This is a genomic window from Mitsuaria sp. BK041 (assembly GCF_014193085.1).
In the GTDB taxonomy this organism is placed as follows: Bacteria; Pseudomonadota; Gammaproteobacteria; order Burkholderiales; family Burkholderiaceae_C; genus Roseateles.
In genome coordinates this window covers 1,001,687-1,017,878 of record NZ_JACHYT010000001.1, presented here as the reverse complement: position 1 = coordinate 1,017,878, position 16,192 = coordinate 1,001,687, and the positions used below count along the sequence as shown (strand labels likewise).

Here is a 16,192-nt window from a genome sequence, read left to right as displayed (position 1 = left end):
CCGCCGGCCCCGTCCGTCGCCACGCCGAGCCGCGTTCCCCGCGTGAGCCACGCCGACGATTCCTCGGACACCGCCCTGACGCTGCCGGACACCCCGGTGGATCAGGGCGGTGACGCTTCCACGCCCGAGACGGTCGATCACGTCGCCGTCGCGCGGCTGTATGGCGAGCCGCTGTTCGCCTTGCCGCAGGACCTCTACATCCCGCCGGACGCGCTGGAGGTGTTCCTCGAGGCCTTCCAGGGGCCGCTGGACCTGCTGCTGTACCTGATCCGCAAGCAGAACTTCAACATCCTCGACATCCCGCTGGCCGAGGTCACGAAGCAGTACCTGAGCTACGTCGAGCAGCTGCGCAAGCACAACCTCGAGCTGGCCAGCGAATACCTGCTGATGGCCGCGATGCTGATCGAGATCAAGTCGCGGATGCTGCTGCCGCCCAAGAAGACCGATGACGGGGCCGAGCCCGAGGATCCGCGGGCCGAGCTGGTGCGGCGCCTGCTCGAGTACGAGCAGATGAAGCAGGCCGCGCTGCGCCTGGACCAGATGCCGGTGCTGGGCCGGGACTTCCTGCGGGCGCAAATCCACATCGAGCAGTCGCTGGCGCCGCGACTGCCGGACGTCAACGTCGACGACCTGCGCGCGGCCTGGGCCGAGCTGATGCGCCGCGCCAAGCTGAGCCAGCACCACAAGATCTCCCGCGAGCAGCTGTCGGTGCGCGAGTACATGTCGCACCTGCTGCGCAAGCTGCAGGGGCAGCGCTTCGTCGAATTCGAGGACCTGTTCGAGCTGGACAAGGGCTCGCAGGTGCTGGTGGTGTCCTTCATCGCGATGCTCGAGCTGGCGCGGGAGCGCCTGGTCGAGATCACGCAGGCCGAGGCCTTCGCGCCGATCTACGTGCGGCTGGCCTACTCGCCGAGCTGAGGGCCGCCGGAGGATCGCCGTCACCGCTGGCGCCGGGTGCCAGCTTCCAGAATGCAGAACGCCGGGACAAGCCCGGCGTTGCGGAGGAGGCGGTCGTGCCGCGTTCAGCGGAAGGTGGTGAACGCCGCGTTGGGCTGGCGCTGCACCATCTGGCCCACCGCCAGCACGGCCTGCGTGCGAGAGCTGACGCCCAGCGCCTTCAGCACCGCGGCGACGTGGTCCTTGATCGTCTCCACCGACACGCCCAATTCGCGCGCGATGATCTTGTTCGGCTTGCCCTGGAGCAGCAGCGCCAGCACGTCGGTCTGGCGCGGCGTCAGCTGCAGGCTTTCGAGGCCCGCGGTGGTCTGGTAACCGGCCTGGCTGGCCAGCGCCTGGACCTGGTGCAGCCTCGAGTTGCCGTGCGCCGCGCTCTCGGCGACGGCCACCGGTTCCGGCTCCGGCGCGCTGTCCGAGCCCAGCGACATCGGCGGCACGTAGATACCGCCCGACATCACCAGCTTCAGCGCCTGGGCCAGCACGTCGTTGCCGGTGCGTTTGGGGATGAAGCCCATCGCGCCCTGGTCGATCGCGCGGATCACGTCGCTGGCGCGGTCGGAGGCGGAAATCACCACCACGGGCAGCGCCGGGTACTGGGAGCGGAACTCCTCCAGCACGTCGAAGCCGCTGGCATCGCCCAGGTTCAGGTCCAGCAGCACCAGGTCGAAGTCCTGGCGCGCCTTGAGCGTGTCGCGGGCTTGAGCCGCGCTGTCGGCGCCCAGCACCTGAACGTCTTCGCCCAGACCTTGAATCACAGTCTGGAGCGCGGCCAGGATCAGCGGGTGATCGTCGATCAGCAGAACCCTCACGGGCGTGTCTCCTTGGATGGTCGGACTGCGGCGACAGGCTTCCTGGCCCGCCGTCCCGAATGACTTTTGAACTAGGGCGCGATCATAGGCGTGCCCTTAGCCACCGGCACTCCCCCTTACGGTGGCATCGCTACCAATAGAAAGTTCTATAGGCAAACCAAAGAATCTGTATTCGCCCGGCTGGGTGTCCGGCCGTGACTGCACCGCATCGAGTGTGACAGCCGAAAAAACGCGCTTCGGAAATGATCGAAATGCCACGCCGGGGCGATGGGCGCCCGTGGTCCGCGGGCGCAGGCCGTGCGCGTCAGCGGTACTGCCGGGTCAGCGATTCGGCGATGCAGACCGGCTTGCCGCCGGCCTCGCGCTCGACGGTGACCTCGACCATCATCTGCACCCCGCCCTCGATGAGCTCCAGCCGCTTGAGCACGAAACGCCCGCGCAGCCGGCTGTCCACCGGCACCGGCGCCGGGAAGCGCACCCGGTCCAGGCCGTAGTTGATGCCCATCCGGACCTCCATCACCCGAAAGGCGGTCTCATAGAAGCGCGGCAGCAGGCTGAGCGTCAGGAAACCATGCGCGATGGTGGTGCCGAAGGGGCCGGCGGCCGCGCGGGCCGGGTCGGTGTGGATCCATTGCTGGTCCTCGGTCGCATCGGCGAAGGCCTGGATGCGGGGCTGATCCACCGCGATCCAGTCGGACACGCCGATCTCCTGCCCCACCAGGGGCGCCAGGTCTTCCAGCTTCTCGAACATCCGCATCCCGGTCTCCTCTCGTTCCGACGTGATTCCGATGGGGTCGGCGCCGGCGGGAGCGGGACGGACGCCGGCGTCAGTCCTTGCCGTCCTTCCCGTTCTTGACCGGCCGCTCCAGCCAGGCGCACAGGCCTTCCCACTGCGCCAGATCGCGGGCGACGCGGCCGGGGGCGATGTCCCAGAGCGTCAAGCCGCGGGCGGCCAGCTGCACGTAGTTCTGGGTGTCGCGCAGCTCGGCCAGCAGCGGCAGCCGGAGCTGCTCGATGAACTGATGCAGTTGCTGCTGCGACAGCGTCCCCTCGCGCACCCGCATCGCCACCAGGGCGATGTCGGGCCTGCCGGCCGGGCCGTCGCGATCCCGGGCCGCATCTTGCAGTTCACGGACGAAGTCGTATGTCGCCTGGATGTCAAACAGGCTGGGTTGCAGCGGCACGAGCACCCGGTCGGCCACCTTCAGCGCCTGCGCCAGCTTCTTCCCGTGGAGTCCGGCGGGGGTGTCGAGCACCGCGTGCGACACCCCCTTGGGGGTGCGCAGTTGCTCGGCGGACGCCAGTTCCCAGCCGCGGATCGCCGGCAGCGCGGCGGGTCGCTGCGCCAGCCAGCGGGCCGAGGATTGCTGCCGGTCGATGTCGCCCAGCATGACCGCATGGCCGCGATGGGCCAGGAAGCCCGCGAGGTTGCTCGCGAGCGTGCTCTTGCCAACGCCGCCCTTGGGGTTGGCGACCAGGATCACCGGCATGGCCTCTCCTCTCCTCGATGAGGTGCGCGGGATGTTATGCGATACCGCAAAATCCGCCGCCATGAGCGCCCCTCCGTCCATCCTCCTCCTGGCCGCGCACCCGGACCTCGCCCATTCCCGCGTCACGCGGGCGATGCTGTCCGCGGCCCAGGGCCTGTCCAACGTCCGCGTGCGCGATCTCTACGCGCTCTATCCCGATTACGCGATCGACACCCCCGCCGAGCAGGAGGCGCTGCGCGACGCCGAGCTGCTGGTCTGGCTGCATCCGCTGCACTGGTACGGCATGCCGGCGCTGATGAAGCTGTGGGTGGACGAGGTGCTGAGCGTCGGTTTCGCCTACGGCCAGACCGGCCACGCGCTGCACGGCAAGGACCTGTGGCTGGTGACCTCGGCCGGCGGCAGCGCGCATTCCTACAGCGCCGACGGCTACAACCGCCATCCGGTCGGCGACTTCCTGCTGCCCTACGCCCAGACGGCCGCGCTGTGCGGCATGCGCTTCCTGCCGCCGCTGGTGCTGCACGGCGCGCAGAAGGCCAGCGCGGAGCAGGTCCAGGCCCATGTCCAGGCCTTCGTCGACGGCCTGCGCGCGCTGCCCGAGTGGTGCGAGCGCCAGCCCGAGCCCGCCCAGGAGGCGGTGCCCGACGACGAGCGCCCGGTGCGCGAGGAAGGAGCGCCGGTCTGATGGACATCGCTTCCCCGATGGCCGCGGCCTCCGCCGCGATGGGCGCCGCTTCCGCCGCCGCTTCTGCCGCCGTGACCTCCGCCGTGAGCACCACCGACGCGGCGGCCCACGGCGCGCACGGCAACTGGCTGCTCACGCCGCTGGTGCTGCTGAGCGCCGCGGTGCTCGCGGTGCCGCTGGCGCGCGGCCTGAAACTGGGCTCGATCCTGGGTTACCTCGTCGCCGGCGTGCTGCTCGGGCCGCAGGTGCTCGGGCTGATCAGCCAGCCCGCCACGGTCCTGGAGATCGGCGAGTTCGGCGTCGTGCTGATGATGTTCCTGGTCGGCCTGGAGCTGGAGCCCAAGCGGCTGTGGGCGATGCGCCGGCCGATCTTCGGCTGGGGCTCGGCGCAGATGCTGGGCTGCGCGGCGCTGCTGCTGATTCCTTCCTTCTTCCTCGATGCCGACTGGCATGCCGCCGTGATCGCGGCGCTGGGCCTGGCGATGTCGTCCACAGCGGTGGCGCTGGCCACGCTCAGCGAGAAGAACCTGGGCAATACCCGCGCCGGGCAGAGCGTCATCAGCGTGGCGCTGCTGCAGGACATCGCCGCGATCCCGGTGCTGGCGCTGGTGCCCATCCTGGCCAGCCAGGGCCGGCCCGCCGGCGGCCACTCGGGCGGCAGGATCTGGCTGGCGCTGGGCGCGCTGGTGCTGATCGTGCTCGGCGGCCGGCTGCTGCTGCGGCCGCTGCTGCGCTGGATCGCGCGCAGCGGCACGCCGGAGATCTTCACCGCCGCCTCGCTGCTGCTGGTGCTGGCGGCGGCGATGCTGATGCAGAAGGCCGGGCTGTCGATGGCGCTGGGCGCCTTCGCCGCCGGCGTGCTGCTGGCCGAAAGCGAGTACCGCCGCGCCCTCGAGGCCGACCTGGAGCCCTTCAAGGGCCTGCTGCTGGGCATGTTCTTCATCGCGGTCGGCATGGGCCTGGACCTGACGGTGCTGTGGCACAAGCCGCTGGCGGTGCTGGGCCTGCTGGCCGCGCTGTGGCTGTGCAAGGGCCTGGTGCTGACGGTGCTCGGCCGGGCGATGGGCCTGCCCAAGCCGGAGCGCGCGGTCTTCGTCATCCTGCTGGCGCAGGGGGGCGAATTCGGCTTCGTCGTCTTCCAGCTCGCCGAGCAGGCCACGCTGCTGGACGCGGCGCAGCGCTCGGTGCTGGTGGCGGCGGTGGCGCTCTCGCTGGCGCTCACCCCGGCGCTGCTGGCCTGGGCGCAGCGGCGGGCCGGGCAGGTCGAGCGCAAGTCGCCGCACGAGCTCACCGAGCCGCAGGACTCGCAGGTCATCATCGCGGGCTTCGGTCGCTACGGGCAGATCGTGGGTCGGATGCTCTTCGCCAACGGCATCTCGGCGACCGTGCTCGACCATGATGCCGACACCGTCGAATCGCTGCGGCGCTTCGGCTGGCGCGTCTTCTGGGGCGACGCCACGCGGCTGGAGCTGCTGCGCATCGCCGGCGCCGAGCGCGCGCACGTGCTGGTGCTGGCGGTCGACGACTTCAATCACAGCGTCAAGATCGCCGAGATCGCGCGGCAGCACTTCCCGCACCTGACCATCGTGGCGCGGGCGCGCAACGTCCAGCACTACTACGCGCTGCGCGAACTGGGCGTCGAGCTGATCGAGCGCGAGACGCTGGACTCCGCGCTCATGAGCGGGCGCAGCGTGCTGCAGCAGCTCGGTTGGGAACCGCACGCGGCGCGGCAGATGGCCTGGCGCTTCCGGCGCCACTCCGTCGAGCAGACCGAGGCGATGCGCCCCCACCGTGGCGACCTGGACACGCTGATCGCGATGTCCAAGCGCGGCCGCGAGCAGCTGGAGGAGCGCCTGGCGGCCGAGCGCAAGGCGCTGGCCGAGGGCAAGGGCCGCAACCCGTGGCAGGAGCCGCACCTGGCGCCGGGCACGGCGCCGGTGCCGGCCGGCGCTCCCGATCAGCCCCAGCCGGGCAAGGCCTGAGGCCTGCGGCGAGAATCGCGCTCTTATGTTTGCCCCTTCCCAACTCGAGGTCCGGCGCTTCTTCTGCCAGGCCTACCGCAAGCAGCGCGACGGCCTGCCGCTCACGCCCATGGAGGCCATCGCCTCCGACTGGATCGCCCAGCATCCCGAGTACCACGACGAACTGGCGGACGAGGATGCCGCGCTGGCGGCGGTCTACACGGTCGAGGACGGCCGCACGAATCCCTTCCTGCACCTGTCCATGCACCTGAGCCTGATCGAGCAGCACCAGATCGACCAGCCGACGGGGGTGCGCCAGGCGCTGGACCTGCTGGCGGCGCGCCGCCAGTCCCTGCACGAAGCGCATCACGAAGCGATGGAATGTCTGGGCGAGATGATCTGGAGTTCGCAGCGCAGCGGCCTTCCCCCGGACGGCCACGCCTACCTGGACTGCCTGCGCCGCAAGGCCACCCGCACGCCGACCTGACTCCACGCCGCCCCGCCCCCGCCCCGCCCGCTCCCAGAACTCCCCCGCAGTCCACCGTCCCCGGTGGTCGAAGGACGGTGATGGTTGGGGACGGTGAGGCGTGGGGTTTCCGCGCTTGCCGCGGGGGCCCCATGCCTCGGCGGCCAACGCCCCGGTCGATGCAGGTGGGCGGTCGCCCGCTAGCCGCAGGTGGGCGGTCGCCCGCCCGACACAGGTGGGAGGCCGCCGTCACCAGCGGTGGCCCGGACGCCACGGGCGCTCCCCAAACGCCACCGGCGCTTCCAAACGCAAAAAGGCCACGCATCCGCGTGGCCTTCTTCATCCGAAGCTCTGAAATTCAGGCCTGGATCGCCCCACCCAAGGCCGACTTGCGCTCGTTCTTCCCGGACGCGCCGTACAGCCCGCTCGGTTCCCCGGGCATCAGCACGTCGATGGCGCGGTCCAGCGCCGCGGTGGCGCGGGCCAGCGACTCGCGCTGGGCGGCGACGCGGCCGCCTGCCTGCATCAAGCGGGTCCGCAGGCCTGCCGGCACCGTGCCGGTTCGAGCGGCGGCGCTGAACTGTTCGATGGCGCGAGCCAGGGCCGCATGCAGCGACGCCGCGTGCAACTCGATCGCCTGGGAGTCACGTCGATGCAGCGCCTCGCCCAGCAGGTTGAGGCAGCTTTCGACGTCCTGCAGCGGCTGCTCCAGGTCGACGGGGGTCGAGTTCAAAGGCGTGGCGGTCATGGCATCACCGGAAAAGCTTGGTCTTTGGTCGCTTCAGCTCAGCTTTTTACGATTGAGCGAATCAGTGCGAAGGCTGCGTGCGGCCCAGCATCTCGGCCGCGTTGGCGATCAGCTTGTCGGCGATCGCATCGGCGTTGATTTTGAACTCGCCCTTCTCGATCGCGCTGGCAATGCGTGCGACCTTTTCCGCGTCGAAGCTGCCGTCGTCGGGGGCGCCCGCGATCAGGCTGCTCGCGGCGCTCGACAGCTCGACCTTGGACCCCTCGCCGGACGCGGCCGTTCCGGCCTTTCCAGCCTTGGCCGCACCGGCCTCGGGAGTCCCGGTGGTGGTCCCGCCCACTTTCGAGTAGGCGTTCAGGTCAGCGTTGTTACCGATCTTCATGGCAAATCTCCATGGGCCCGAGGACTTCCGGACCCCTTCCAGTACCGGGTATTTCGACCCGTCTGGGCGGAACTTGAGGGGCGAGCTTCACAAAATCGACAGATCGCTCGGTGAAGGGCGTCACAGTACCACCTCCACCTTGCGTTCACCCACGGTACGCGCGGTGACCATGCGGCCATTGTCGAAGCGTACACGGACATCCTGGCCTTCCAGGCCCACGCCCATCGCCTGGCCTTCGCCCGCGACCGCGTAGCCGTTGCCGGTCGCCATGACCTGCACCCGGTCGCCCGGCTGCACCCATTGGCGCAGTTTGAGGTCGGCCGACCGCAGCGCCTCGCCGGCCGCGACCGGCCGGGCCAGCTGGCGACCGAGCCAGCCTTCCGCTTGTGTATAGATGGCGCCAGCTTCGCCGGCAATGTCGACTTCGGCCAGCCGCAGCTGTTCTTGAGTCAGCAGGGTCCCGGCCGGCAGGTCGGCGGCAGCGACGAAGGCCTGGCCGTAGACCTTGATGGTCAGCGGCAGCGTCACATTCCACTTGGTGACCCCGGCCAGGCAGCGCAGGCCCAGGCGGGTGCGCCCCCACATCCGGGTGCCCGGCGGCAAATAGGGCTGGATCTGCGCGCACGGCGCCAGGCGCAGGCGCGGGTCCAGCCGGCCGAGTTCCACCTCGACCCGGGCCTGGTTGGGCGCGACCTGGCGGGCGCCGGCCATGGCCAGGGTCTGCAGGCGGTCCTCCAGCGTCGCGTCGAGCGCGCCCAGCGCGGAAGGTTCGCCATTGGAGCCATTGGACACAGCGGCCTGCGCCGCGGCGCCGCCCTGCGGCGCCATCGTCAGCTGCAGGCGCGGCGCGCCCGGCGTCTGGGCGTCCGCCTCGTCCACCAGTCCGAACATCAGCCACACGGACATCAGCGCCCCCGCCAGCAGGGCGGGCAGCGCCTGCGCGTGGCGGGCGTGAGAGGAGGTGCAGGGTTGCGGCATGGGACGGAACTGTACGGATCCGGGGCGCGCCGGTGGCTTCGAAATGGGCCGGGATCACCCGTCTTATCGCGCTCATGTTTTCCGACCCGCTGCCCACAATGCCCGAACGTGACAAACCGGGGCCGCGTCCCGACGCCACCCGACCCGTCCCGAAGGAGATGACCATGCTGAACCGACTGTCCGATGCGATGAACTTCCAGGCCCAGGCGCTGACCCTGCGGGCGGAGCGTCAGCGCCTGCTCGCCAGCAACATCGCCAACGCCGACACCCCGGGCTACCAGTCCAAGGACATGGATTTCGCCAAGGCGCTGCGCGAGGCCACCTCCCCCGCCACGACCGCGAACTCCAACCAGACCTTGACCCAGCGCACCCAGAACGCGCTGCAGAGCAGTTTGAGCGCCATGACCAGCATGGACAGCAACACCGTCGACATGGACCGCGAGCGCGCCAGCTTCGCCGACAACACCGTCAAGTACGAAGCGTCGCTGCGCTTCCTCAACGGCAGCATCCGCACGATGCTGGACGCGATGAAGTCGCCGAACGCCGCCTGATCGCGCAGGACAGGAGATCGTCATGTCGATGTTCAACATCTTCCACATCAGCGGCAGCGCCGTCAGCGCGCAGAGCCAGCGCCTGAACGCGGTGGCCAGCAACATGGCCAATGCCGACACCGTCGCCGGTCCGGACGGCCAGGCGTACAAGGCACGCCAGGTCGTCTTCCAGAGCGTGCTGGCCCAGAACGGCATGGACCAGACCGACGTCGGCGTGCAGGTGGTGGGCGTCCAGGAGAACCAGACCCCCGGCCGCCGCGTCCACGATCCCAGCCACCAGCTGGCCGACGCCGACGGCTACGTCACCTACAGCAACGTCAACAGCGTCGAGGAGATGGTCAACATGATCTCGGCCTCGCGCTCGTACCAGAACAACCTCGAGGTCATGGGCACCGCCAAGTCGCTGCTGCTCAAGACCCTGCAGATGGGCCAGGGCTGAGCGCCCGCCGGCCTGAGCCCCGCCTGACCTCCCGCACGGAAAGCCTCCCATGGACTTCACCGCCCTGAACGCCAACACCAAGACCGGCGCCGCGTCGAACACGGGCGCCAGCAGCCCCACCGGCACCAGCGCGCAGGAAACCTCGGACCGCTTCCTGAAGCTGCTGGTCGCCCAGTTGCAGAACCAGGATCCGATGAACCCGATGGACAACGCCGCCGTCACCACGCAGATGGCGCAGATCCAGACCGTCACCGGCGTCAGCACGCTGAACTCGAGCATCCAGGGCCTGGCCAGCCAGTTCGGCCAGATGCAGGCGCTGCAGAGCGTCAGCCTGGTCGGCCGCGAGGTCACCGTGCCCGGCGACAAGGTCACCGTCGCCGACGGCAAGGCCACGCTGAGCTTCGACCTGGGCAGCGCCGCCGACAGCGTCAAGCTGGAGGTGCTCAACGGCGCCGGCGCGGTGATCTCGACCCAGGACCTGGGCAAGATGAAGAGCGGCATGCAGTCCTACACCTGGGACGCGTCCAAGGCCGCCGAGACCACCGGCCTGAGCTACCGCGTCACCGCCAGCAGCGGCGGCACCGCCGTCACCGCCACCACCCTGATGCGCGACACGGTGCGCGCCGTCAACACGAGCGGCTCCACCCTGCAGCTCGAACTGAAGAATTCCGGCCTGGTCGACTACGACAAGGTCCGCGCGCTGGGCTGATCCCAGCATCCCCCGGCCCGCCCTTCCCGCACACCCGCGTCACCCGCGTTACCGCATCACCCGCCTGAATCGCCCAAGGACACCCCCATGAGCTTCCAACAAGGCCTCTCCGGACTGAACGCTTCCAGCAAGAACCTGGAAGTCATCGGCAACAACATCGCCAACTCGCAGACCTACGGCGCCAAGTCGTCGCGGGCCGAGTTCGCCGACATGTACGCCGCCTCGCTCAACGGCGCCGGCACCAGCGACGTGGGCATCGGCGTGCAGCTCCAGACGGTGGCCCAGCAGTTCACGCAGGGCAACATCTCGATCACCGAGAACCCGATGGACCTGGCGATCAACGGCGCCGGCTTCTTCCAGGTGTCCGACGGCAAGAGCCCGACGGTGTACACCCGCAACGGCCAGTTCAAGGTCGACAAGGAAGGCAACATCGTCAACAACGACCAGCTCAAGCTGATGGGGTATCCCGCCGACGCCAACGGCGTGATCCAGCCGGGCCTGGCGCAGGGCCTGAAGCTGCCCACCGGCGGCATCGACCCCAAGGTGACCAGCGACATCAAGATGGAGTTCAACCTGGACTCCCGCGCCGGCCCGACCGCCGCCTACGACCTGACCGACCCGGCCGACCCAAACTCGCCCAAGATCGACAAGACCGGCATCACGCTGAACGACCCGACGACGTACAACAACGCCACCTCGATGACGGTGTACGACGCCAAGGGCCAGCCGACCGCGCTGACGATGTACTTCCAGCGCGCCAACAACGCCGACGCCAACGGCAACACCGTCTGGAACGTCTACCTGACCGCCAACGGCAGCGCGATCCAGTACGACGCCCAGGGCAACCCGATCGACACCGACAACGGCCAGCCCGGCGGCAATCCGCTGACGCCGTTCACGCAGATGACCTTCCTGCCCACCGGCGGCAAGCCGGTCTCGCCCGGCCCGAGCGAGTTCCTCAACCTGAAGATCCCCGCCGGCGTGAACGCCCAGGGCGCCCCGACGCTGCCGATCCCGGCGCCGCCGGCCGACCCGTCCGACCCGTCGGTGCAGGGCATCAGCTTCGACCTGCGCTCGGCCACCGAGAACGGCTCCAACTTCGCGGTCACCGACCTGACCCAGGACGGCTACGCGCCGGGCCAGCTGGTCGGCATCAAGCTGGAAGACAACGGCATCGTCACCGCCCGCTACTCGAACGGTGAATCCAAGCCGGCCGGCCAGGTCGAACTGGCCAACTTCCGCAACCCGCAGGGCCTGCAGCCGCTGGGCGGCAACGTCTGGGCGCGCACCAATTCGTCGGGCGACCCAGTCGTGGGCGTGCCGGGCGACGGCAACCTGGGCTCGCTGACCCCCGGCGCGCTGGAGGAATCCAACGTCGACCTGACCTCCGAGCTGGTGAACATGATGACCGCCCAGCGCGTCTACCAGGCCAACTCGCAGACCATCAAGACGCAGGACCAGGTCCTGCAGACGCTGGTCAACCTGCGCTGATCCCGGCGCGCCCGACCCCACCGCCGATCGCTGAGGAGTTCCGATGGACCGCATGATCTACCTGTCGATGAGCGGCGCCCAGGCGGCGATGTCGCGCCAGGACGTGCTCTCCAACAACCTCGCCAACGCCAACAGCAACGGCTTCCGGGCCGAGCTGCAGGCGTTCCGCGCGGTGCCCATCCGCGGCGACGGCGCCTCCACCCGCGCCTTCGCGCTGGAGACCACCACCGGTCACGACCTGAGCGCCGGCCCGATCACCACGACCGACCGCAACCTGGACGTCGCGATGAAGGGCCGCTCCTGGATGGCGGTGCAGGCGCTGGACGGCACCGAGGCCTACACCCGCGCCGGCTCGATGGACGTGGACCAGGATGGCGTGCTGCGCCTGCGCAACGGCCTGCAGGTGCTGGGCGACGGCGGCCCGATCACCGTGCCGCCCAACTCGACGATCTCCATCGGCGATGACGGCACCGTGGTGGCCAAGTCCGACGGCCAGCGGCCGGTCAACATCGGCCGCATCAAGCTGGTCACCGAGGACGGGCGCTTCACCCGCCGCGACGACGGACTGTTCATCGCCGACGGCGGCGACCCGCTGCCCGCCGATCCCAATGCCCGGCTGCAGTCGGGCGCGCTCGAGGGCTCCAACGTGAGCCCGGTCGAGACCATGGTCGGCATGATCGCCGCCGCCCGCCAGTTCGAGCAGCAGATGAAGATGCTCTCGATCGCCCAGACCCACGGCCAGGCAGCGTCCAAGCTGCTGTCCGACAGCTGACCCGTTCGCTGAACGGATCCGCCCGCCCCGCACAGGAATCAGGAGTCCCCGATGCTTCGTTCGCTCTGGACCGCCAAGACCGGCATGGAAGCCCAGCAGACCCAGCTGGACGTCATTTCCCACAACCTGGCCAACGTCTCGACCAATGGCTACAAGAAGTCGCACGCCGTCTTCGAGGACCTGATGTACCAGACGCTGCGCCAGCCCGGCGCCAACAACACCGAGCAGACCACGCTGCCCACCGGCATGCAGGTCGGCCTGGGCGCCCGCGCGGTGGCGACCTCGCGCAGCCACTCGCAGGGCAGCCTGACGCAGACGTCCAACTCGCTGGACGTGGCGGTCAAGGGCAACGGCTTCTTCCAGGTGCAGATGCCCGACGGCACCACCGCCTACACCCGGGACGGCAGCTTCCAGCTCGATCCCAACGGCCAGATCGTCACCAACAACGGCAACACGGTGCTGCCCGGCATCATCGTGCCGGCCGACGCCAAGTCGATCTCGATCGGCGCCGACGGCACGGTCAGCGTCACCACCGCGGCCAGCGCCACGCCGACAACGCTGGGCCAGCTGCAGCTGGCCAACTTCATCAACCCGCCGGGGCTGGAATCGCTGGGCGGCAACCTGTACGCCGAGACCGTCGCCTCGGGCACGCCGCAGACCGGCGCCCCGGGCCAGAACAGCCTGGGCACGGTGCAGCAGGGTTTCGTCGAGACCTCGAACGTGAACGTGGTCGAGGAACTGGTGCAGATGATCCAGACCCAGCGCGCCTACGAGATGAATTCCAAGGCGATCCAGACCACCGACCAGATGCTCCAGAAGCTGTCGCAGATCTGACCGGCCGCAGGGCCCTTCTTCGACGGACCGGGCGGTGAGCGCCCGGGCGACGATGCGAAGGTCCGCCTTCCCGTGCGCGATTCAAGGAGTTGTCATGCCTTCGTTCCTGTCCTCGATCCGATTGAGCCTGGTGGCCGCCGCGGCGCTCGCCCTCACCGCCTGCGGCACGATGTATCCGCAGCCGCGCGTGGACATGCAGCCCGCGCCGGTGGTGAAGATGCCCGAGCCGATTCCGGCCTCGGCCAACAACGGCGCGATCTACCAGAACGCCAACTACCGCCCGCTGTTCGAGGATCACCGCGCCCGCCTGGTCGGCGACATCGTCACCGTGCAGATCGTCGAGCGCGTCAGCGCCACGCAGAAGTCGAGCAGCGAACTGGACAAGAACGGCGCCATCGGCGCCAGCGTCAGCGCCATCCCCGGCATCGCGGCCAATTCCTTCGGCGGCGGCCGGGCGGAGCTGACCGGCTCCTCGTCCAACAAGAGCACCGGCAAGGGCACGAACGAGAACACCAACGACTTCTCCGGCACCATCACCGCCGTCGTCACCGGCGTGCTGCCCAACGGCCATCTGCTGATCTCGGGCGAGAAGCAGGTCGGGGTCAACAGCAACGTGGACGTGCTGCGCTTCTACGGCCAGGTCGACCCGCAGTCGATCCGCCAGGGGAACACGGTCGCCTCGACCGCGATCGCCAATGTCCGGGTCGAGCAGCGCGGCCGCGGCGCCGTGGCCGACGCGCATGGAATTGGCTGGCTATCCCGCTTCTTCTTGAACCTTTCGCCCATTTAAGTTTCCCCACAATCGGTCACACGAGTCTGGCTACCGTGTGACCGAGATGTACCCCACCACCGCCTTCCCCCGCTTCCTGTCCCGCTCCCCCCGCCTGCTGGCCTCCGGCCTGCTCGCGCTGATGGCGCTGCTCGCGATCGCGACGCCCGCCGAGGCGACGCGCATCAAGGAGGTCGCCGCGGTCCAGGGCGTGCGCTCCAACCCGCTGACCGGCTACGGCCTGGTGGTGGGCCTGGACGGCACCGGCGACCAGACCACCCAGGCCCCCTTCACCGGCCAGAGCATGACGGCGATGCTGCAGCAGTTCGGCGTGCTGCTGCCGCCCGGCGTGACCATGCAGCCGCGCAACGTCGCGGCGGTGATGATCACCACCCAGCTTCCCCCGTTCGCCCAGCCCGGCCAGCCGCTGGACGTCGTCGTGTCGTCCATGGGCAATGCCAAGAGCCTGCGCGGCGGCACGCTGATCGCCACGCCGCTGCGCGGCGCCGACGGCCAGGTCTACGCGATCGCCCAGGGCAACCTGATCGTGGGCGGCGCCGGCGCCTCGGCGGGCGGCTCCAAGGTCCAGATCAACCACCTGAGCGCCGGCCGCATCCCCGGCGGCGCGCTGGTCGAGCGCAGCGTGCCCACGCCGCTGCAGCAGAACGAATGGCTGCAGCTGGACCTGAACAGCTCCGACTTCGGCACCGCGCGCGCCGTCGCCAAGGCCATCAACAAGGCCAAGGGCGAAGGCACGGCGATGGCGCTGGACGGCCGCGTCGTCAAGGTGCGCGCGCCGCTGACGCCGGACGCCCGCGTCGCCTTCCTGGCCGACATGGAGAACCTGAGCTTCGACCAGGAGACCCCGGCCGCGCGCATCGTGATCAACGCCCGCACCGGCTCGGTCGTCATGAACCAGGCGGTCACGCTGCAGCCCTGCGCGGTCGCGCACGGCAACCTGGCGGTGACCATCTCCAGCACGCCGCAGGTCAGCCAGCCCAATGCGCTCTCGGGCGGCCAGACCACGGTCACGCAAAAGACCGACATCTCCATCAAGCAGGACCCCGGCTCGCTGATCCAGCTGCCCGCGGGCGCGCGGCTGAACGACGTCGTGAAGGCGCTGAACACGCTGGGCGCCACGCCGCAGGACCTGCTGGCGATCCTCCAGGCGATGAAGACGGCCGGCGCGCTGAACGCCGAGCTGGAGGTGATCTGACATGGCGCTCTCCACCCCGCTGAGCAACGCCCTGGGCATGGGCGCGAACTTCGCCACCAACGGGCTGTCCTCGGACACCCGCTCCGTCGAGCAGCTCAAGTCCACCGCGTCGCGCGACCCCAAGGCCGCGGTCAAGGAGACCGCGCGCCAGTTCGAGGCCCTCTTCATGCAGGAGGTCATGAAGAGCATGCGCCAGGCCACGATGAGCAGCGGCATGATGGACAACTCGGCGACCCAGATGGGCGGCGAGATGCTGGACCAGCAGTACGCCGCCAAGATGACCGGTCTGCCCGGCGGCCTGTCGCAGGCGATCGAGCGCCACCTGCAGCGCCAGCTCGGCGTCAAGGACGGCGAGCTGCCCACGGCCAAGGGCGCGACCAAGGTCCAGCAGCTGCCGCAGCTGGCGGTCAAGAACGTGCAGCCGCATGTGCAGGACTTCATCCTCAAGCACGACGGCGCCGCCAAGGCCGCGCAGGCGTCCACCGGCATCCCGGCGAGCTTCATGATCGCGCAGGCGGCGCACGAGTCCGGCTGGGGCAAGCGCGAGATCCTGAACAAGGACGGCTCGAGCAGCTTCAACGTCTTCGGCATCAAGGCCGGCGCCAACTGGACCGGCAAGGTCGCCGAGGTGCAGACCACCGAGTACGTCGACGGCAAGCCGATGAAGGTGACGGCCAAGTTCCGCGCCTACGGCAGCTATGAAGAGGCCTTCAAGGACTATGCCCGCCTGATCGGCAACAACGACCGCTACCGCGATGTCGTGGCCAAGGCCAACACCGGCAGCGCCGAGGGCTTCGCCAAGGGCCTGCAGAAGGCCGGCTACGCCACCGACCCCGAGTACGCGACCAAGCTGGCGCGCACCATCAACACCACGATGCGCGTGCAGCGCGCGCTGGCCTGATCGCGCGCCGCTGAGGACGAAGGAACGAGGAGCCCGA

19 protein-coding genes are annotated in these 16,192 nt (G+C 69.4%); 13 read left to right on the top strand and 6 right to left on the bottom strand.

Annotated elements, in window-relative coordinates; genetic code table 11:
* The first annotated feature begins 75 nt into the window (after positions 1–75).
* A complete protein-coding gene (locus FHT38_RS04430) occupies positions 76–918 on the top strand; it encodes a ScpA family protein (protein ID WP_091725015.1) in 843 nt (280 codons plus the stop codon).
* A 104-nt stretch (positions 919–1,022) separates the two neighbouring features.
* On the opposite strand, the gene FHT38_RS04425 is transcribed toward FHT38_RS04430, so the two are convergent.
* The 3 genes from FHT38_RS04425 to FHT38_RS04415 form a co-directional block, all read right to left on the bottom strand.
* Positions 1,023–1,766: a response regulator transcription factor gene (locus FHT38_RS04425; RefSeq protein ID WP_091722549.1), complete on the bottom strand. Its 744-nt coding sequence runs from the start codon at positions 1,764–1,766 to the stop codon at positions 1,023–1,025.
* Positions 1,767–2,070: 304 nt separating this feature from the next.
* Positions 2,071–2,523 carry a MaoC family dehydratase gene (locus FHT38_RS04420; RefSeq protein ID WP_183490239.1) on the bottom strand — a complete coding sequence of 151 codons (453 nt, stop codon included), beginning with the start codon at positions 2,521–2,523 and terminating at the stop codon, positions 2,071–2,073.
* Positions 2,524–2,593: 70 nt separating this feature from the next.
* Positions 2,594–3,256 carry a ParA family protein gene (locus tag FHT38_RS04415; RefSeq protein ID WP_183490237.1) on the bottom strand — a complete coding sequence of 221 codons (663 nt, stop codon included), beginning with the start codon at positions 3,254–3,256 and terminating at the stop codon, positions 2,594–2,596.
* A 61-nt stretch (positions 3,257–3,317) separates the two neighbouring features.
* On the opposite strand from FHT38_RS04415, the gene FHT38_RS04410 reads away from it, so the two are divergent.
* From FHT38_RS04410 to FHT38_RS04400, 3 genes are read left to right on the top strand one after another with little or no spacing between them, the layout of a single operon-like run.
* Positions 3,318–3,938, top strand: a complete 621-nt coding sequence (locus FHT38_RS04410) for an NAD(P)H-dependent oxidoreductase (RefSeq protein WP_255488599.1) — start codon at positions 3,318–3,320, stop codon at positions 3,936–3,938.
* On the top strand, positions 3,938–5,920 hold the full coding sequence (gene kefC / locus FHT38_RS04405) for a glutathione-regulated potassium-efflux system protein KefC (protein ID WP_254783201.1): 1,983 nt from the start codon (positions 3,938–3,940) through the stop codon (positions 5,918–5,920). Before FHT38_RS04410 ends, kefC begins: the two co-directional genes overlap by 1 nt.
* 25 nt (positions 5,921–5,945) lie before the next feature.
* Positions 5,946–6,386, top strand: a complete 441-nt coding sequence (locus FHT38_RS04400) for a DUF1841 family protein (protein ID WP_091722534.1) — start codon at positions 5,946–5,948, stop codon at positions 6,384–6,386.
* A gap of 337 nt (positions 6,387–6,723) precedes the next feature.
* Here the strand turns inward: FHT38_RS04400 and FHT38_RS04395 are convergent, their stop codons facing one another.
* The 3 genes from FHT38_RS04395 to flgA form a co-directional block, all read right to left on the bottom strand.
* Positions 6,724–7,113, bottom strand: coding sequence for a hypothetical protein (locus tag FHT38_RS04395; RefSeq protein ID WP_091722530.1), 390 nt, complete (start codon positions 7,111–7,113; stop codon positions 6,724–6,726).
* A gap of 61 nt (positions 7,114–7,174) precedes the next feature.
* Entirely contained in the window at positions 7,175–7,495 is a 321-nt protein-coding gene (gene flgM, locus FHT38_RS04390; protein WP_091722525.1) for a flagellar biosynthesis anti-sigma factor FlgM, read from the bottom strand.
* A 120-nt stretch (positions 7,496–7,615) separates the two neighbouring features.
* Positions 7,616–8,473, bottom strand: a complete 858-nt coding sequence (gene flgA / locus FHT38_RS04385; RefSeq protein ID WP_183490235.1) for a flagellar basal body P-ring formation chaperone FlgA — start codon at positions 8,471–8,473, stop codon at positions 7,616–7,618.
* A 164-nt stretch (positions 8,474–8,637) separates the two neighbouring features.
* On the opposite strand from flgA, the gene flgB reads away from it, so the two are divergent.
* From flgB to flgJ, 9 genes are all read left to right on the top strand, one after another.
* Entirely contained in the window at positions 8,638–9,024 is a 387-nt protein-coding gene (gene flgB / locus FHT38_RS04380; protein ID WP_091722518.1) for a flagellar basal body rod protein FlgB, read from the top strand.
* Between the two features lie 22 nt (positions 9,025–9,046).
* Positions 9,047–9,463, top strand: coding sequence for a flagellar basal body rod protein FlgC (flgC, locus tag FHT38_RS04375; RefSeq protein ID WP_091722515.1), 417 nt, complete (start codon positions 9,047–9,049; stop codon positions 9,461–9,463).
* 49 nt (positions 9,464–9,512) lie between these two features.
* Positions 9,513–10,172, top strand: coding sequence for a flagellar hook assembly protein FlgD (locus FHT38_RS04370; protein ID WP_183490232.1), 660 nt, complete (start codon positions 9,513–9,515; stop codon positions 10,170–10,172).
* An 87-nt stretch (positions 10,173–10,259) separates the two neighbouring features.
* Positions 10,260–11,663 carry a flagellar hook protein FlgE gene (gene flgE / locus FHT38_RS04365; RefSeq protein WP_091722507.1) on the top strand — a complete coding sequence of 468 codons (1,404 nt, stop codon included), beginning with the start codon at positions 10,260–10,262 and terminating at the stop codon, positions 11,661–11,663.
* A 43-nt stretch (positions 11,664–11,706) separates the two neighbouring features.
* Entirely contained in the window at positions 11,707–12,435 is a 729-nt protein-coding gene (gene flgF, locus FHT38_RS04360) for a flagellar basal-body rod protein FlgF (protein WP_091722504.1), read from the top strand.
* 51 nt (positions 12,436–12,486) lie between these two features.
* Positions 12,487–13,269: a flagellar basal-body rod protein FlgG gene (flgG, locus tag FHT38_RS04355; protein WP_183490229.1), complete on the top strand. Its 783-nt coding sequence runs from the start codon at positions 12,487–12,489 to the stop codon at positions 13,267–13,269.
* A gap of 94 nt (positions 13,270–13,363) precedes the next feature.
* A complete protein-coding gene (locus FHT38_RS04350; RefSeq protein ID WP_183490226.1) occupies positions 13,364–14,059 on the top strand; it encodes a flagellar basal body L-ring protein FlgH in 696 nt (231 codons plus the stop codon).
* 46 nt (positions 14,060–14,105) lie between these two features.
* Positions 14,106–15,254 (top strand): flagellar basal body P-ring protein FlgI, encoded by a 1,149-nt coding sequence (locus FHT38_RS04345; RefSeq protein WP_091722491.1) that lies wholly within the window; start codon positions 14,106–14,108, stop codon positions 15,252–15,254.
* 1 nt (position 15,255) lies between these two features.
* Positions 15,256–16,155, top strand: a complete 900-nt coding sequence (gene flgJ / locus FHT38_RS04340; RefSeq protein WP_183490223.1) for a flagellar assembly peptidoglycan hydrolase FlgJ — start codon at positions 15,256–15,258, stop codon at positions 16,153–16,155.
* Positions 16,156–16,192: the final 37 nt, after the last annotated feature.

What these genes read in the sequence shown, in the direction of transcription:
- FHT38_RS04420 (WP_183490239.1), bottom strand. Translation starts at nt 2,523, where the DNA reads ATGCGGATGTTCGAGAAGCTGGAAGACCTGGCGCCCCTGGTGGGGCAG.
- FHT38_RS04415 (WP_183490237.1), bottom strand. Translation starts at nt 3,256, where the DNA reads ATGCCGGTGATCCTGGTCGCCAACCCCAAGGGCGGCGTTGGCAAGAGC.
- FHT38_RS04410 (WP_255488599.1), top strand. Translation starts at nt 3,318, where the DNA reads ATGAGCGCCCCTCCGTCCATCCTCCTCCTGGCCGCGCACCCGGACCTC.
- kefC (WP_254783201.1), top strand. Translation starts at nt 3,938, where the DNA reads ATGGACATCGCTTCCCCGATGGCCGCGGCCTCCGCCGCGATGGGCGCC.
- FHT38_RS04400 (WP_091722534.1), top strand. Translation starts at nt 5,946, where the DNA reads ATGTTTGCCCCTTCCCAACTCGAGGTCCGGCGCTTCTTCTGCCAGGCC.
- FHT38_RS04395 (WP_091722530.1), bottom strand. Translation starts at nt 7,113, where the DNA reads ATGACCGCCACGCCTTTGAACTCGACCCCCGTCGACCTGGAGCAGCCG.
- flgM (WP_091722525.1), bottom strand. Translation starts at nt 7,495, where the DNA reads ATGAAGATCGGTAACAACGCTGACCTGAACGCCTACTCGAAAGTGGGC.
- flgA (WP_183490235.1), bottom strand. Translation starts at nt 8,473, where the DNA reads ATGCCGCAACCCTGCACCTCCTCTCACGCCCGCCACGCGCAGGCGCTG.
- flgB (WP_091722518.1), top strand. Translation starts at nt 8,638, where the DNA reads ATGCTGAACCGACTGTCCGATGCGATGAACTTCCAGGCCCAGGCGCTG.
- flgC (WP_091722515.1), top strand. Translation starts at nt 9,047, where the DNA reads ATGTCGATGTTCAACATCTTCCACATCAGCGGCAGCGCCGTCAGCGCG.
- FHT38_RS04370 (WP_183490232.1), top strand. Translation starts at nt 9,513, where the DNA reads ATGGACTTCACCGCCCTGAACGCCAACACCAAGACCGGCGCCGCGTCG.
- flgE (WP_091722507.1), top strand. Translation starts at nt 10,260, where the DNA reads ATGAGCTTCCAACAAGGCCTCTCCGGACTGAACGCTTCCAGCAAGAAC.
- flgF (WP_091722504.1), top strand. Translation starts at nt 11,707, where the DNA reads ATGGACCGCATGATCTACCTGTCGATGAGCGGCGCCCAGGCGGCGATG.
- flgG (WP_183490229.1), top strand. Translation starts at nt 12,487, where the DNA reads ATGCTTCGTTCGCTCTGGACCGCCAAGACCGGCATGGAAGCCCAGCAG.
- FHT38_RS04350 (WP_183490226.1), top strand. Translation starts at nt 13,364, where the DNA reads ATGCCTTCGTTCCTGTCCTCGATCCGATTGAGCCTGGTGGCCGCCGCG.
- FHT38_RS04345 (WP_091722491.1), top strand. Translation starts at nt 14,106, where the DNA reads ATGTACCCCACCACCGCCTTCCCCCGCTTCCTGTCCCGCTCCCCCCGC.
- flgJ (WP_183490223.1), top strand. Translation starts at nt 15,256, where the DNA reads ATGGCGCTCTCCACCCCGCTGAGCAACGCCCTGGGCATGGGCGCGAAC.